At 51.6% G+C, this 15,734-nt stretch carries 10 protein-coding genes; 8 read left to right on the forward strand and 2 right to left on the reverse strand.

Annotated elements, in window-relative coordinates; all coding sequences use genetic code 11:
* The first annotated feature begins 218 nt into the window (after positions 1 to 218).
* The 8 genes from DRJ53_RS10970 to atpH all read left to right on the forward strand — a co-directional run bounded on the left by DRJ53_RS10970 (position 219) and on the right by atpH (position 7,981).
* Positions 219 to 2,423, forward strand: a complete 2,205-nt coding sequence (locus tag DRJ53_RS10970; RefSeq protein ID WP_114235680.1) for a hypothetical protein — start codon at positions 219 to 221, stop codon at positions 2,421 to 2,423.
* A gap of 204 nt (positions 2,424 to 2,627) precedes the next feature.
* Complete coding sequence (locus DRJ53_RS10975) at positions 2,628 to 4,406, forward strand: ABC transporter ATP-binding protein (RefSeq protein ID WP_114235760.1); 1,779 nt, start codon at positions 2,628 to 2,630, stop codon at positions 4,404 to 4,406.
* Positions 4,403 to 4,591: a hypothetical protein gene (locus DRJ53_RS10980; RefSeq protein WP_114235681.1), complete on the forward strand. Its 189-nt coding sequence runs from the start codon at positions 4,403 to 4,405 to the stop codon at positions 4,589 to 4,591. Before DRJ53_RS10975 ends, DRJ53_RS10980 begins: the two co-directional genes overlap by 4 nt.
* Before the next feature lie 3 nt (positions 4,592 to 4,594).
* On the forward strand, positions 4,595 to 5,098 hold the full coding sequence (locus tag DRJ53_RS10985) for a hypothetical protein (protein ID WP_114235682.1): 504 nt from the start codon (positions 4,595 to 4,597) through the stop codon (positions 5,096 to 5,098).
* 65 nt (positions 5,099 to 5,163) lie between these two features.
* Positions 5,164 to 6,336, forward strand: coding sequence for a F0F1 ATP synthase subunit A (gene atpB, locus DRJ53_RS10990; RefSeq protein WP_114235683.1), 1,173 nt, complete (start codon positions 5,164 to 5,166; stop codon positions 6,334 to 6,336).
* Between the two features lie 16 nt (positions 6,337 to 6,352).
* A complete protein-coding gene (gene atpE, locus DRJ53_RS10995) occupies positions 6,353 to 6,691 on the forward strand; it encodes an ATP synthase F0 subunit C (protein WP_241558522.1) in 339 nt (112 codons plus the stop codon).
* A 146-nt stretch (positions 6,692 to 6,837) separates the two neighbouring features.
* Entirely contained in the window at positions 6,838 to 7,332 is a 495-nt protein-coding gene (gene atpF, locus DRJ53_RS11000) for a F0F1 ATP synthase subunit B (protein WP_114235684.1), read from the forward strand.
* A gap of 85 nt (positions 7,333 to 7,417) precedes the next feature.
* On the forward strand, positions 7,418 to 7,981 hold the full coding sequence (atpH, locus tag DRJ53_RS11005; RefSeq protein ID WP_114235685.1) for an ATP synthase F1 subunit delta: 564 nt from the start codon (positions 7,418 to 7,420) through the stop codon (positions 7,979 to 7,981).
* 158 nt (positions 7,982 to 8,139) lie between these two features.
* On the opposite strand, the gene DRJ53_RS11010 is transcribed toward atpH, so the two are convergent.
* Together DRJ53_RS11010 and DRJ53_RS11015 are read right to left on the reverse strand one after the other, a co-directional pair.
* Complete coding sequence (locus DRJ53_RS11010) at positions 8,140 to 9,453, reverse strand: sensor histidine kinase (protein WP_114235761.1); 1,314 nt, start codon at positions 9,451 to 9,453, stop codon at positions 8,140 to 8,142.
* A gap of 11 nt (positions 9,454 to 9,464) precedes the next feature.
* Entirely contained in the window at positions 9,465 to 15,611 is a 6,147-nt protein-coding gene (locus tag DRJ53_RS11015) for a HAMP domain-containing protein (protein WP_114235686.1), read from the reverse strand.
* Positions 15,612 to 15,734: the final 123 nt, after the last annotated feature.

Raw genomic sequence — 15,734 nt, forward strand, 5'->3', positions numbered from 1 at the left:
ACCACAAGGGGATGCCGAAACGAGTTCGGCATGACAAGACCGAGGGTTGAGTAAGTCTTTTGCTCAGCAAAATTTGCCAAAAAGCAAAGCCGCCAAACAGCCTTTTTAATCCCCCAAACCACTTAGGAGCAAATAAAATATCCCCTTCTGCCACAGGCTTTTGCATTCTGTTGAACATGCGGTTGGGCTATGGGTATTAAATTTGCTTTATGAGGCCTATGCGCATGTTAGTACGAACCCTTGCTGTGTGCGGATTGATTGTGTGGGCAAATATTGCAGATGCACAAGGCAGCGCCGCTCCGCCACAGAAGTTTAAAGCCGACATCAAACGGCAGTTGTTTCACGATTATGTAGACCGCGAACAAAAGGCTGCACTTGCCGCCGATGGCAAGGCCGATGCCTTGCTGGCAGCCTCGGCCGATGACGAGATCAACTACCTGGTAACCGAAGCACTCACTACCACCACCGACCGGCTGCAGCAGCAGATCGAGCAGGATTCGGCATTTACCCATACACAAAAAGTGGCCTATATCCGTGGGCTGGAGGTGTTGCTCAAACGCTTCAATACCGGCTACCGCAGCAGGCGATTTTTGCCCAGCCATATGCCCGAAGCAATTTTGTTGTACGAAAACGCCATTGCCGCCAGCCGGAAAAATGAAAGTATTGAAGGCTTGGTGCGCAGTGCCGCTTACCCCGTGGGCGACCTGGTGGTAGGCAGCGGCGCATTTGACCAGAATAAAGGGTTTTATGCTGCCAAACTGGAACTGCTCCGCAAGTACGTGCACCTCCATCCGCAGCGGTCGTTCGAGATGTTGAAGGATAATGTGGAAGTACCTTTCCGGGATAGCCTGATACTGGCTGCGGGCCGCCGTTACCCGCGCCTGCTGTACGATTATGCCGCGGCCAACAACAAGCTTGGTTATGCTATTCGCAAAATCGACGATCCGCTGGTGCAAACCGTTTCCAAAATGGCGACCAGCGGCGGCTCGGGGCAAATCTATTTTGCGTTCCTCGACAACCTGCTCAAAGGCCGCATGACGCTTGCCGAGATTGATGCGGTAAAAGCCGATGATGTAAAATTTTACCGCCTGCTGGTGCAAACGCGGCTCGATTACATACAGCGGATGCAGAAAAAAGAGGAAGTGCTGGAACTGGCTGCGCTAACCGCCATGCTGGAAAAACGGGCCAAGGATGTGTTTATTAAAACCATCAACGCCCTGCACAACGAGTCGGACGGGGTGCGGTTTCGCATACTGCACCAGCTAACGCCGCAGGAGTTGTACTACCTCATTGTTTCCGGCGAAAACGAAATTTACACCTCCAGCTACACCCGCGGTGTATTTCCCATCATGATGCAGAAGATCGGCAACCGCGGCGACTCCTTGCTGATGTCGGTGAAATTTGATCGTTTCCGCAAATTCATCAAAATTGCCGCAGGCTTTAATACCCTCAACCCGTTTTTGAAAACACTGTCTGGACCCGAGCAGTCGAAGGCGCTGATGGCGGCATTTGTCAACAACCTCGAACGCAGCGGCGGCCTTGAAGACGGCGTGGATGTGGCCGATTCTTACGTGAGCATTTCGGAAGGCAACCCCGAGTTGGCCCGTTACGTGCTGGACCTGTCGAAGCATAACTACGATAAAAACCTGTCGGCCAACAACCGCCGCGGCATGGTGATGTACAACCTGTTGTATAAGCTGTTTCTTTCGGCCGATACCACCAGCAACATCAACCTGTCGGAAGAGTTTGGCATACCGCCCGTGTACAATGTAAGTTATGGCTCGCTGGCCGATAGCAACAACCGCGTGGTGATGCAGGTGTTTTTTTATGGCGATGAAGACGGCATGAACATTTACCAGGGCTTTTTGCGGCAGTACAACAATGCCAACTGGAAAACAACCTATTCCGACAAGTGGGTGCAAATCACATCCACTAAAGGCAAGCCCATCCTCATTTTTGCCAACAAACCCCTGCCCGAAGAAACCGGCAAGGACGAAGAAGCACAGGCCGAGCTGACCCAGTTTTTATCGGAGAAAGGCATGGAACCTTCCATCGTTATTCACCGTGGGCACAGCTATTACGCCAACAGTACCATTGAGCATATTCAGCCTTCGGCAAAAATTGTGTTCATGGGCAGTTGCGGCGGCTATCACCTGATTCACGATGTGCTGAAGCATTCGCCGGATGCGCATATTATTGCTTCCAAACAAATTGGCCGCACGGTGATCAACCAACCGTTTTTTAACCTGCTCACCGAAAAAATGCGCAACGGTAACAACATCGACTGGATCCCATTCTGGAACGAGTTTAAGCGCACTGCCGGCGGCGCCGAAGGTTTTGAAGATTATATTCCGCCCCACAAAAACCTGGGTGCCATTTTTATAAAAGCCTACCGCACTTCTATGGGCGAGGAGGAAGAGTAGTTGGAAGTCTGAGAAGACCGAAAAGTCAGAAAAGACTGCAAAGACTGAAAAGAGATATGGGGTAAAACCTGCTGATTATCTTTTTAGGTACACTTTGCACAGTTGTTGCGGATTGATTCATGCAACAACTATCTTTCCTGACTTTTCCGTCTTTTCGGACTTTCCTGTCTTCACTTAGATTTGCATTCTAAAACCATTTCCATTTTGAGCAGCACCTCAGGCAAAAAGCCGTCTTTCGATGTGGCCCTTTTAAAGCGGGTGCTTCGTTTTACCAATCCTTACCGGGGCCGGTTTGTTCAGTCGCTGGTGCTGTCGGTGGTACTGGCTGCTTTTGCGCCGGTGCGGCCTTATCTGATTCAACTTACGGTTGATAAATACATCACCAACCAGGTGGCGCAGATGGTGGTTACCATTACCATCATCCAGATCGGGCTGCTGCTGGTGGAAACAGGCCTCAGGTTTTATTTTTCCTACATTACCACCTGGCTGGGCCAGCGGGTGGTGCACGACCTGCGCACCAAAGTGTACCACAAAGTGTTGCACCTGAACCTGCGGCAATTTGACAAAACGCCCATCGGCACCCTAACCACCCGCACCGTGGATGATATTGAGCGGGTAAACGACATTTTTGCCGACGGCCTTATTCCCATCGTGGCCGACCTGCTTTCCATTCTGTGCATCCTGGGCATCATGTTCTGGACCGACTGGCAGCTCACGCTGATCTGCCTGATCCCGTTCCCCATCATGATCGTGGCGACATATTATTTCAAGGAAAGCGTGAACCGGTCTTTTCACCGGGTACGCAATGCGGTAAGCAACCTCAATGCTTTTGTTCAGGAACACCTCAGCGGCATGCAGATTGTGCAGGCATTTGCACGGGAAGAAAAGGAATACCAGAAGTTTACCGAAATCAATAAAGAACACCGCAACGCCAATATCAAAGCCATTTTTGCCTACTCGGTATTTTTTCCCATCGTGGAAATTGTGCTGGCGCTGAGCATGGGCCTGGTGGTGTGGTGGACTTCCAAAGAAGCCATCGGCCTCAACGAAAGCCAGTACGGCAAAGTGGTGGCTTTTATCATGTACCTCAACCTGCTGTTCCGGCCGCTGCGCATCATTGCCGATAAATTCAATGTGCTGCAAATGGGCATCATTGCCTCCGACCGGGTGTTTAAGGTGCTGGACAACGATGATTTTATTCCGCCTTCGGCGAAAAGCGCTTTCAACCCACCACTGGTGCGGGGCAAGATCGATTTTGAAGAAGTTAGTTTTGGATATGTGGAGCAAACGCCGGTACTGAAGAACGTAAGTTTTTCCGTAACTCCCGGCGAAACCGTGGCCATTGTGGGCCATACGGGCAGCGGCAAAAGCACCATTATTTCCCTGCTCAACCGGCTGTACGATATTCAGCAGGGGCGTATTTTGATCGATGATGTATCGGTGCGGGACTGGGACCTGGATGCGCTGCGCAAAAACATCGGCGTGGTGCTGCAGGATGTATTTCTTTTTGCCGGCACGGTACGCGACAACATCACGCTGCGCAACCCCGATATTCCGCAGGAGCGGGTAGAGGAAGCCGCCCGCCTCATCGACATGCACGATTTTATCATGCGCCTGCCCGGTGGCTACGACTATAATGTAATGGAGCGGGGCGCCACGCTGTCGCTGGGGCAGCGGCAGTTGCTTTCCTTTATACGGGCCCTTTTGTACAACCCCGCCATCCTGATCCTCGACGAAGCCACTTCGTCCATCGATACCGAAAGCGAACTCCTGATTGAGCGGGCCATTCAAAAACTCATTGCCGGCCGCACCTCCATCATTATTGCGCACCGCCTCAGCACCATCCAGCGTGCCGACAAGATCATTGTGCTGGATAAAGGCGAGATTAAAGAGATGGGCAGCCACGCCGAACTGATGCAGCGCGGCGGCTTTTATGCTAAATTGCAGGGAGCACAGGGCGAGAAGAAATCGATTATTGTATGAAAAAGCTAGACAATAACGCCATACCGCAGGAGCCGCAGCCCGATTTCCAAAAAGCGGAATTGGATTTACTCCGCACAGCCCTGAAGCGTTCCTACACCGAACGATTTTTGGTAATGACTACCCTTATGAAGCGCAGTTTAATGTTGAAAAACGCAACGGTCTTTCACCAGCCGGCTAAAAAATAATCAATGGATGTTTTTGATGCGGAGTTATTGAGCCTTTGGGCAGCACTCAACCGGAACTCCGTTGCTTACATTATGGTGGGTGGCGTTGCTACCAACTTGCATGGTTATCAGCGATCTACAGAAGATATAGATATTTGGATAAAAGACACAGTTGAAAATAGGAAGGGCATTCGAAAAGCATTTGCTGAATGTGAAATGGGCGATTTCGAGCCTCTGGAGCGGATGCCGTTTATTCCAGGCTGGACTTATTTTCATTTGAATAACGGCGTGCGGCTGGATCTAATGACCAATATGAAAAGCCCATCCGGAGAACTTTCCTTTGATGAGTGTTACCATTTAGCTTCAATTGCCCAGATCAACGATGTAAGCGTGCCTTTTCTCCACATCAACCACCTGCTCCAAAACAAAAAGGCGGTAGCCCGCTTGAAGGACCAGCTTGACGTTCAGGAACTGGAGAAGATCAAAAAACTCCAGGAAGAAGAGGGGCTCGATGGGCCAAAATCTTAAAGACCAAAATCAGTCCGCTATATTGCCGTTGCCTCCTTATCTTTGCGCCAAATTTGGGGAACAGTATGATCAGCAGACGCGTAAAAGGCTTATTGGTAGCGGCTTTCAGCCTTCTTACCCTTACTTTTTCTAATGTAACTTCTGCACAGGAGCACCACGATGGCGAAACCGGCCACGAGGAGCAGGTGCACCTGGAAGGTGCAGAAGAAGCCGGCGAGCAAAAATTCGACGCCAACAAGGTGATCTTCGGCCACGTAATGGACGCCCATGAGTTCCACTTCCTGAGCTGGAAAGGCGCCGACGGTCACGAGCATCATGCTACCATTCCGCTGCCTGTGATCCTGTACTCTACCACCCGCGGCCTCAGCACTTTTATGTCGTCGGCGTTTGAGCACGGCCACAAAGAAGTGAATGGCTACAAGCTGGTAGACAACCACATCCTGCCGGTTGATCCCTCCGAAAAAGTATACGACCTGTCACTGACCCGCAACGTGGTGCAGATGTTCATTGCGCTGGCCCTGCTGGTTTTCCTGATGCTGGGCGTAGCCAAACGTTATAAAGAAGGCCAAGGCGTAACCCGTGCCCCCAAAGGTTTTCAGAACGCCATCGAGCCGGTGATCACTTTTGTACGAGACGAAGTGGCCAAGCCTAACCTGGGACATAAATATGCCCGGTTCATGCCCTTCCTGCTCACCGTATTTTTCTTTATCCTGATCAACAACATCTTCGGCCTGATTCCAGGTGCGGCCAACGTTACCGGGAACATCGCCTTTACCATAGTGCTGGGTGTGATCACCTTTATCGTGGTAAACTTCAGCGGCAACAAGCATTACTGGGGCCACATTTTCAATCCGCCGGTTCCGGGTTTTGTAAAATTCATCATGGTGCCGGTTGAGATCCTCTCAATCTTCACCAAGGCCTTTGCCCTCATCATCCGTTTGTTTGCCAACATGCTGGCGGGCCACATCATCATCATCTGTCTGATCTCGCTGATCTTTATTTTCGGTTCTATCAGCACGGTTGCCGGTGTAGGCTTTTCGCCCATCTCGGTTGGTTTTGCTGCGTTCATATATGTTATCGAAGTGCTGGTTGCCTTTATCCAGGCGTTCATCTTCACCAACCTTACGGCAGTATTCATCGGCCAGGCGGTAGAAGAAGGGCACCACCACGAAGACGACCATTTACAGCACGGTCATGTGGACCATACAACGGCGCCCACAGAACCGGTAATTATTTAATCGCGGATTTAAGGATGTGACGATCGCCGATTTAAAAACCAGAAATCCGGCCATCAGCCATCAGCGATTCAAACACGGATTTAATCATCAATATAAACCCACAACTATGGATTTGTTATTTGTTTTGTTGAGCACAGTTCCCTGGGCTAACGCAGGTGGTGCCATTGGTGCTGGTCTGGCTGCTATTGCTGCCGGTATCGGTATTGGCCAGATTGGTAAAGGTGCTGTAGAGAGCATTGCCCGCCAGCCAGAAGCTGCCAACGACATCCGCGCTAACATGATCCTGACTGCGGCCTTCATTGAGGGTGTTGCCCTTTTTGCCGTAATCGCAGGTATCCTGGCGATGTTCGTTTAAGCCTCAACACAAAAAAGTTACTGCATCCAAAGCACAGGGCGGCGGGTGCAGTTCTTTAACAACTAACAACTAAAAAGTAAAAAGGCAAAAGTCCGGAAGTACATCGTACACAGTTTTGACTTTTGACTTTTAAATTTTGAATTTATATGCAACTGTTAACTCCCTCCTTCGGCCTCCTGTTGTGGACGCTGCTGGCGTTTCTGATTGTGTTTTTTGTATTGAAGAAATTTGCCTGGAAACCCATTCTTGCTTCGCTGAACGAGCGGGAAAAAGGCATTGCCGATTCGCTGGAAAGCGCCAAAAGGGTAAAAGCCGAAATGGCGCAGCTGAAAAGCGAAAACGAAGACCTGATGGCCCGTGCCCGTGAAGAGCGCACAGCCATGCTGAAAGAAGCTAAAGACACCAAGGACCGCATTGTGGCCGAGGCAAAAGAGCAGGCAAAAATTGAAGCCAACCGAATCATTGCCGATGCACAGCAAGCCATCCAGGCACAAAAGATGGCCGCCATTACCGAGGTGAAAAACCAGGTAGGCAAGCTGGTAATCGAGGTGTCGGAAAAAGTGCTGCGCAAAGAGCTGGCTACCCCCGCTGCGCAGGAAGCCCATATCCAGGGCCTGGTGAACGAAGTAAAACTGAACTAAAATCGGCTACAAGCCACAAGCTGCAAGCTTCAAGCCGTTGGCTTTTTACTTGCAGCTTGCAGCTAACAGCTAAAAGCTTACTATAATGCCCAACCCACGTCTCGCCGCCCGTTATGCCAAGTCACTGATCGACCTGGCTGTTGAGCAAAACAGCCTGGAAGCGGTGTACAACGATATGCTGATGCTGCAAAGCCTGATCAAAGGCAACCGCGAGTTTGCGGCCATGCTGCGCAGCCCGGTGATCCCGGCCGATAAAAAAGAAAAAGTGCTGGCTGCGGTAGGCCAGGGCCGCGTTACCCCGCTTACTGCGGCGTTCAACCGCCTGCTGGTAACCAAGGGCCGCGAAAGCAACCTGCCCGAAATTGCAGTGGCATTTGTAGCACAATACAAAAAGCTGAAAGGCATCCACACCGTTAAGCTGACCACCGCCACACCGGTAACGGAAAGCGTAAAGCAATCCATCATCGACCAGATCCGCAAAACCAGCGACATGCAACAAATAGAGCTGGAAACGGTGGTAAACCCCGACCTGATTGGTGGTTTTACCCTGCAGGCAGGCGATAAGCTGGTAGATGCATCGGTTGCCAACCAGCTGCACGAAGTAGCCCGCCAGTTTCAGAACAACGACTTTTTGTACAAACTGCATTAAGATAAACGCTACTTGATATTGAGAAAGGCTCCTCGTTCGAGGGGCCTTTCTTTTTTGCAGGTAAATGCGCTGGCTCAGAGCGCCATGTTTTACCCAATAAAAAACCGCTGCCGGAGCGGAGCGGTTTTTATAATAAATGCAAATAGAGTAAAGCTCATTTAACTGGTCAGGCCCAGTTGACGAAGGTCTTTCATCGCTGCTTCCCGCACCAATTTCTCCGGGATGCAAAACGAAAATAAAGCACCTTCATCGGGCCGGCTTTCCGCCCGGATCATGCCTTTGTGGTTTTCCACTATTTTTTTACAAATGGAAAGACCCACGCCGGTGCCTTCAAAATCGTGGTAGGAGTGCAAGCGCTTGAAGATCACGAAAATGTCCTCGGCGTATTGCGGGTCAAAGCCAATGCCGTTGTCTTTTACATGAATTTCATAAAACCGGTCCCGCGCCAGTTCGCCGTCCCGCTCAAGGCCAAAGCCTTTTGATTTTTCGGCATAAATGATCACCTGCGGCGTTGCGTCTTTTTTGCAAAACTTGATGGCGTTGGAAATAAGGTTTTGAAACAACTGCCGCAACTGGCTGGGCACGCCCCAGATCACCGGCAGGCTGCGCACCTCGATGTTGGCGCCGGCTTTTTCAATATGCACTTCCAGGTCGGAAAGCACATCCCGGACAATGTCTTCGAGGCTGATGAATGTGAAATCCTTCGCCTCTGCCGACTGCCTCGAAAACTGCAACAGGTCGTTGATCAGCAGGTTCATCCGCTCCGATGCCCGGATGATCTTTTGCAGATCGCCGTCCAGGTCGGGGGAGATGGCGCCCTGGTATTTTTTAGAAATACGGTCGCTGAAAAAAGTGATCTTCCGGAGCGGCTCCTGCAGGTCGTGGCTGGCCACATATGCAAAGCGGTCCAGCTCCTCCACCGTCGATTTCAGGTGCGCATTTTTCTCGATTAACTGCTGGTTCAGCAGCCGCACTTTTTCTTCCGAAATGCGCCGCTCCTCAATTTCCTGCTCCAGCCGCATGTTGGCCGCCATCAGGCTTTTTTCCTGTTGCAGCAGCTCATGGGTTTTGCGGTACAGCTCCACAAAAATGCCCACTTTCAGACGCAGCAGTTCGGGGTTGATGGGTTTATAGATATAATCGACGCCACCGGTTTGGTAGCCCTGGAAAATAAAGTGCTCGTCGTAATTATTGGCCGTGATGAAAATAATGGGAATATGCTTCAGCTTGTCCCGTTCATAGATCAGCGCAGCCGTTTCCAGGCCGTTGAGGTTAGGCATCTGCACATCCATCAGGATGAGGGTAAAATCGTGGTCGTGCAGCAGGATTTTCAGCGCAGCCCGCCCCGAATTTGCTTTCACCAGCGTATAGCCATCCCGCTCCAGTATGGTTTCGATCGAAAAGAGGTTGTCCTCCCGGTCGTCCACCACCAGAATTTTTACGTTCGACTTTTTAATGTTTTTTGCTTCCATTGCTTTGTATCCTATTTGTACAGCCACACTCTCATCAGGGAAAGCAACTGGTCAATTTTTACAGGCTTCGTGATATAATCGGAAGCGCCGGCTTCAATACATTTTTCCCGGTCGCCTTTCATGGCCTTAGCCGTAACTGCAATGATGGGCAGGTTGTTGTTTTTGTGTTCCCTGCGGATCTTTTGCGTGGTTTCGTAGCCGTCCATTTCGGGCATCATAATGTCCATCAGCACAATATCAATATTGCGGTTATCGGCCAGGATATTGATGGCTTCCTGCCCGCTTTCGGCCGTAATGGCGTTGATGCCATACCGCTCAAAAGCCGTGGTCAAAGCAAACAGGTTGCGTACGTCGTCGTCCACCACCAGCACATTTTTATTGGCCAGCACATCTTCCCTGGAGCGCAGGTTGTCGATCAACTTGCGTTTTTCGGGTAGCAGTGCCTTGTGGTCGATGTGCAGGTGCAGTACGGTTTCTTCCAGCAGCAGCTCCAGCGAGGCCACATCTTTCAGCAAAATGCGGCTGGCATATTGCTTCAGCTGTGTTTTTTCCCGTGCCGAAAAATCTTTGGCCGAGTAAATCAATACCGGGGTCAGCTGCACTTTCTTGCTGCTGTTTACCTGGGTTAAAAAATCAATGCCACTGATATCGGGCAGCATATAATCCACAATAATGCAGTCGTACATTTCCCGGGCAATCAGCTCCAGGCCTTCTTTTCCGGTGGAGGCCACTTCAATGGAAATCACATCGCCGTTGTCGAGGATCTTCGCGATCTGCGATGAGTCGAGTTCATTGTCTTCCACAATCAGCACTTTCTTCTGCTTGCGCTGGTTGTATTGGTCAATGTCGTTGAACAACACTGCCAGGGCCTCGTTTTTCAGCGGCTTCAGGCTAAAGCTGCGGGCACCGCGCTGCATGGCCAGCAGGCGGTTTTCTTCACCCGAAATCAGGTGCACCGGGATGTGGCGGAAGTTAATGTCGTTTTTAAACAGGTCGAGCACCCGCCAGCCGCTGGCATCGGGAAGTTTTACATCCAGCGTTACGGCAATGGGGCTGTATTTATTGGCCAGCTCAAACACTTCGCCGAAGTTGGTGGCCACCACCACTTTCAGCGCCAGTTCGTGTGCCTTTTCGATCATGATTTTGGCAAAACGCAGGTCGTCTTCTACAATCAGCACCACGCGGTCATCGGAGGAAATGTTGTTGCGGTCGTCGCCGGTTTCGTTGATGATCTCGTTGAGTACATCGAGGTCCTTTGTTTCGGCCACCTTAATGGTGGGCACCGATTGTATGGACAGGTTTTCGCCGCTGTCGGACAGCTTGTATTCGGTGATGGTGAGGTTGCTTTGTTTTTCCCGCTTCACCATGTTGGGGTTGTAATCAATAGGCAGGAACAAGGTAAACGTGCTGCCTTTGCCCGGCTCGCTGTGCAGCTCGATGGAGCCGCCGAGCAGGTCGGCCAGGCCGCGGGAAATGGAAAGCCCCAGGCCGGTGCCGCCGTATTTGCGCGAAGTGGAACCTTCGGCCTGCTGGAATGCTTCGAAAATGATGTTTTGTTTATCCCTGGAAATGCCGATGCCCGTATCCCTGATCTCAAACGCCACCACGCGGCGGGCCCCATCGAGGCTGGGTATGCCCGATTTCCAATTGCGGTGCGCTTCGTACACCTTGAGTTTCACCTCGCCTTTTTCGGTAAACTTAAACGCGTTGGACAGCAGGTTTTTCAGGATCTGGTTCAGCCGCTGGATATCTGTTTCCAGCGCATGGGGCAGGTTTTTATCTACCTCGATGCCAAAGCGCAGGTTCTTGCTTTCCGATACGTGTTTAAAGGTGCTTTCTACAAACGAAGTGATCTCGTTGAACCGCACCTTGATAAAGTCGGTGGAAATGTAACCCGATTCGATCTTCGACAGGTCGAGGATATCGTTGATGAGTTGAATAAGGTCATCGCCGCAAGAGTGGATGGTTTTGGCGTAGCGCACCTGTTTTTCGGTCAGGTTGCCTTCGGTGTTTTCAAAAAGTTGCTGGGCCAAAATAAGCAGCGAGTTGAGCGGCGTACGCAGCTCATGCGACATGTTTGCCAAAAACTCCGACTTGTACTTGGAAGTAAGCTGCAGCTGTTCGGCTTTTTCTTCCAGCGAACGGCGGGCTTCTTCCACCTCCTTGTTCTTGGCTTCCACCTCTTCTTTTTGTTTTACCAGCAGGTGTGCCTTGTCTTGCAGCTCCTCGTTGGTGCGGCGCAGCTCATCGGCCAGCGACTGTGATTGTTCCAACAAGTCTTCGGTGCGGGAGTTGGTTTCGATGGTATTTAATACAATACCGATCGAATCCGTCAACTGGCCCAAGAAGTCGAGCTGGGTTTCGGAAAATGTGTCAAACGAGGCCAGCTCGATTACCGCCTTGATCTCGGTTTCGAACAATACCGGCAACACGATCAGGTTTACTGGGGCCGCTTCGCCAAGGCCCGAACCGATCTTGATATAATTTTTCGGAACGTTGGTCAGTAAAATGCGTTCTTTTTCCAATGCTACCTGCCCAATCAGGCCTTGGCCCAATCCAAACTCTTTGGCCATTTCCAACTCCTGGCCGTAAGCATAAGCAGAAAATAGCTTGAGCTTTTGGTTCTCAAAATTTTCGTCCTGCTCCAAGATGTAGAACATACCCTGCTGGGCATTTACCACCTGTGCCAGTTCAGACAGGATCTTGCGGGTTACGGTGTGCAAGTCTTTCTGGCCCTGCAGCATCTGCGTAAATTTCGCCAGGTTGCCCTTCAGCCAGTCCTGCTCCTGGTTGCGGAGGGTGGTTTCCTTCAAGTTGGCAATCATCTGGTTGATGGTGTCTTTCAGCTCTTCCAGTTCGCCCTTGGCTTCCACACGGATGGTACGGGTCAGTTCGCCCTTGGTTACCGAAAGCGCCACTTCGGAAATGGCCCGCACCTGGATGGTGAGGTTTTCCGCCAGCTGGTTTACGTTTTCGGTCAGGTTTTTCCAGATACCCGATGCACCCGGCACCGATGCCTGCCCGCCGAGGCGGCCTTCTACACCCACTTCGCGGGCCACGTTCGTTACCTGATCGGCAAACAGCGCCAGCGTATCAATCATTTCGTTGATCGTATCGGTCAGTTGGGCCACTTCACCCCGCGATACAATCGACAGTTTTTGTTTCAAATTACCCGTTGCTACGGCAGTTACTACCTTGGCAATTCCCCGCACCTGGTTGGTGAGGTTGGAGGCCATGGAGTTTACCGAGTCGGTCAGATCCTTCCAGGTACCGGCCACGCCTTGTACCTCGGCCTGTCCGCCCAGCTTGCCTTCCGTGCCCACCTCACGAGCCACACGGGTTACCTCAAACGCGAAGGAGTTGAGCTGGTCCACCATCGTGTTGATGGTGTTTTTCAGGTCAAACATTTCGCCTTTTACGTCGATGGTTACTTTTTTCGACAAGTCACCCGATGCCACCGCCTTAGTTACCTCGGCAATGTTCCGCACTTGGGCGGTAAGGTTACCGGTCATTTGGTTTACGGAGTCGGTTAAATCCTTCCAAGTACCCGCAACGCCCGGCACAAATGCCTGTCCGCCGAGTTTACCATCGGTGCCCACCTCACGGGCTACCCGCGTTACTTCGGATGCAAAGGCACGGAGCTGATCCACCATGGTGTTCAGCGTTTCCTTTAACTGCAGCATTTCGCCACGAACGTCCACGGTAATCTTTTTACTCATGTCGCCATTGGCTACCGCAATGGCCACTTCAGCAATGTTCCGCACCTGGCCTGTTAAGTTCGAGGCCATACCGTTCACCGAGTCGGTCAAATCCTTCCAGGTGCCGCCCACACCAGGTACATAAGCTTGCCCACCGAGTTTACCGTCGGTACCTACTTCCCTTGCCACACGGGTTACTTCCGAAGCAAAGGAGCGGAGCTGTTCCACCATCGTATTGATGGTGTTTTTCAGTTCCAGCATTTCGCCTTTTACGTCCACCTCAATTTTGCGGGAAAGGTCGCCGTTGGCCACGGCCGTGGTTACTTCCGCAATGTTCCGCACCTGCGCCGTCAGGTTTACGGCCATTTTATTTACCGAATCGGTCAAATCTTTCCAGAGGCCTTCCACACCCGGTACGTCGGCCTGTCCACCGAGTTTACCATCGGTACCTACTTCACGGGCTACCCTGAATACTTCCGAACCGAATGAATTCAACTGATCCACCATCGTGTTGATGGTGTTCTTCAGCTGCAACATTTCGCCGCGAACGTCTACCGTGATCTTACGGGAAAGGTCGCCTTTCGCCACCGCAGTGGTTACCTCAGCGATGTTTCGCACCTGGCCGGTTAAGTTCGAGGCCATACCGTTCACCGAGTCGGTCAGATCCTTCCAAGTACCTCCCACACCCTGCACTTTTGCCTGCCCACCGAGCTTTCCTTCTGTTCCTACTTCAAGTGCTACACGGGTCACCTCGGCGGAGAAGGAGTTGAGCTGATCCACCATCGTGTTGATCGTATTCTTCAATTCCAGGATCTCGCCCTGGGCATCTACCGTAATTTTTTTAGACAGGTCACCTTTTGCCACAGCGGTGGTTACTTCTGCAATGGAGCGCACCTGCGTGGTGAGGTTACCAGCCAACTGGTTTACGTTGTCGGTCAGGTCTTTCCATACACCACCTACACCCTGCACCTTGGCTTGTCCACCCAGTTTACCTTCTGACCCTACTTCGAGGGCCACACGGGTTACTTCGGATGCAAAGGAGTTCAACTGGTCCACCATGGTGTTGATCACATCCTTGATCTGGAGTATCTCGCCTTTTACATCCACGGTAATTTTTTGGGTCAAGTCGCCGTTGGCAATGGCCGTTGCTACCTTCGATACGTCGCGAAGCTGAACGGTAAGGTTACCGGCCAACTGGTTTACGTTGTCGGTCAGATCCTTCCAAACGCCTCCCACGCCTTTTACCGTAGCCTGTCCACCCAGTTTACCATCGGAGCCTACTTCCCTTGCCACACGGGTAACTTCCGCAGAGAAGGAGTTCAGCTGATCCACCATCGTATTGATGGTGTTTTTGAGCTGCAACATTTCGCCGCGAACGTCCACCGTAATTTTTTTAGAAAGGTCACCGTTGGCCACCGCGGTCGTTACCTCCGCAATGTTCCGCACCTGGTTCGTAAGGTTGGAGGCCATACCGTTTACCGAGTCGGTCAGGTTCTTCCAGGTGCCGGCTACTCCAGGCACTTTGGCCTGTCCGCCCAGCTTTCCCTCCGTACCCACTTCAAGGGCCACCCTCGTTACTTCTGAGGAAAATGAGTTGAGCTGGTCCACCATCGTGTTGATGGTGTTTTTCAGCTGCAGGATTTCCCCTTGGGCATCTACCGTAATTTTCTTAGAGAGGTCACCTTTTGCCACAGCCGTAGTCACTTCCGCAATGGAGCGTACCTGCGTAGTCAGGTTACCGGCCATACCGTTTACCGAGTCGGTCAGGTCTTTCCACACACCGGCCACGCCCTTTACCCGGGCTTGTCCGCCCAGTTTACCTTCGGAGCCTACCTCGCGGGCCACACGGGTTACCTCCATCGAAAACAGGTTGAGCTGTTTTACCATGTCGTTTACCTCGCGGGCAATCCGGGCAAATTCGCCCTGCAGGCGGTGGTCGCCGATCTGCAGCGGCATTTCTTCCGACAGGTTGCCCTTGGCCACCGAAGAAATTACCGCGGCAATTTCAATGGTGGGGTGCACGAGGTCGGAGATGAGTGAGTTAACCGAATCGACACCGGTGCGCCAGGCGCCGCGGCTGTTTTTCGGGATTTCTACCCGGTGGGTAAGGTTGCCTTCCTTGCCGATGGTTTTGTTGGCATCGGAAAGCTCCAGCATGAATATTTCGTTGAGGGCAATGATCTCGTTGAGGGTATCGCAGATCTTTCCGCTGATGCCTACCCGGTCCACGGGCATCCGCACATTGAAGTTGCCGTTTTTCACCTCCGAAAGCACCCGCAGCAACTCACGGCTGTCGATGCCACTGTCCAGGTCTTCAGTAAGCGCCGCTTTGATCAGCTCTTCCTTTAAAATGGGATTTTTATCTGCAGGCAGGGCTGCATCGGTGGCCGCAACATCGGGCACTGTTATAGGCAATGGCGTGCCGGAGGCAGCACCTGCATTTTCGTTAATGGTACTCATTGAGGGTGTGATTGTAACAGCCAAACCTACATAAAAACAGTTTTGTAAAAAAAAGTTTGCATGCGTGGAAAAGCAAAGCTTTGGTTTAAACGTAAAGGGGCTAAAGTTTGGGTAAAACCTCAA

Source organism: Paracnuella aquatica (assembly GCF_003332885.2).
GTDB classification, from domain to species: domain Bacteria; phylum Bacteroidota; class Bacteroidia; order Chitinophagales; family Chitinophagaceae; genus Flavisolibacter; species Flavisolibacter aquaticus.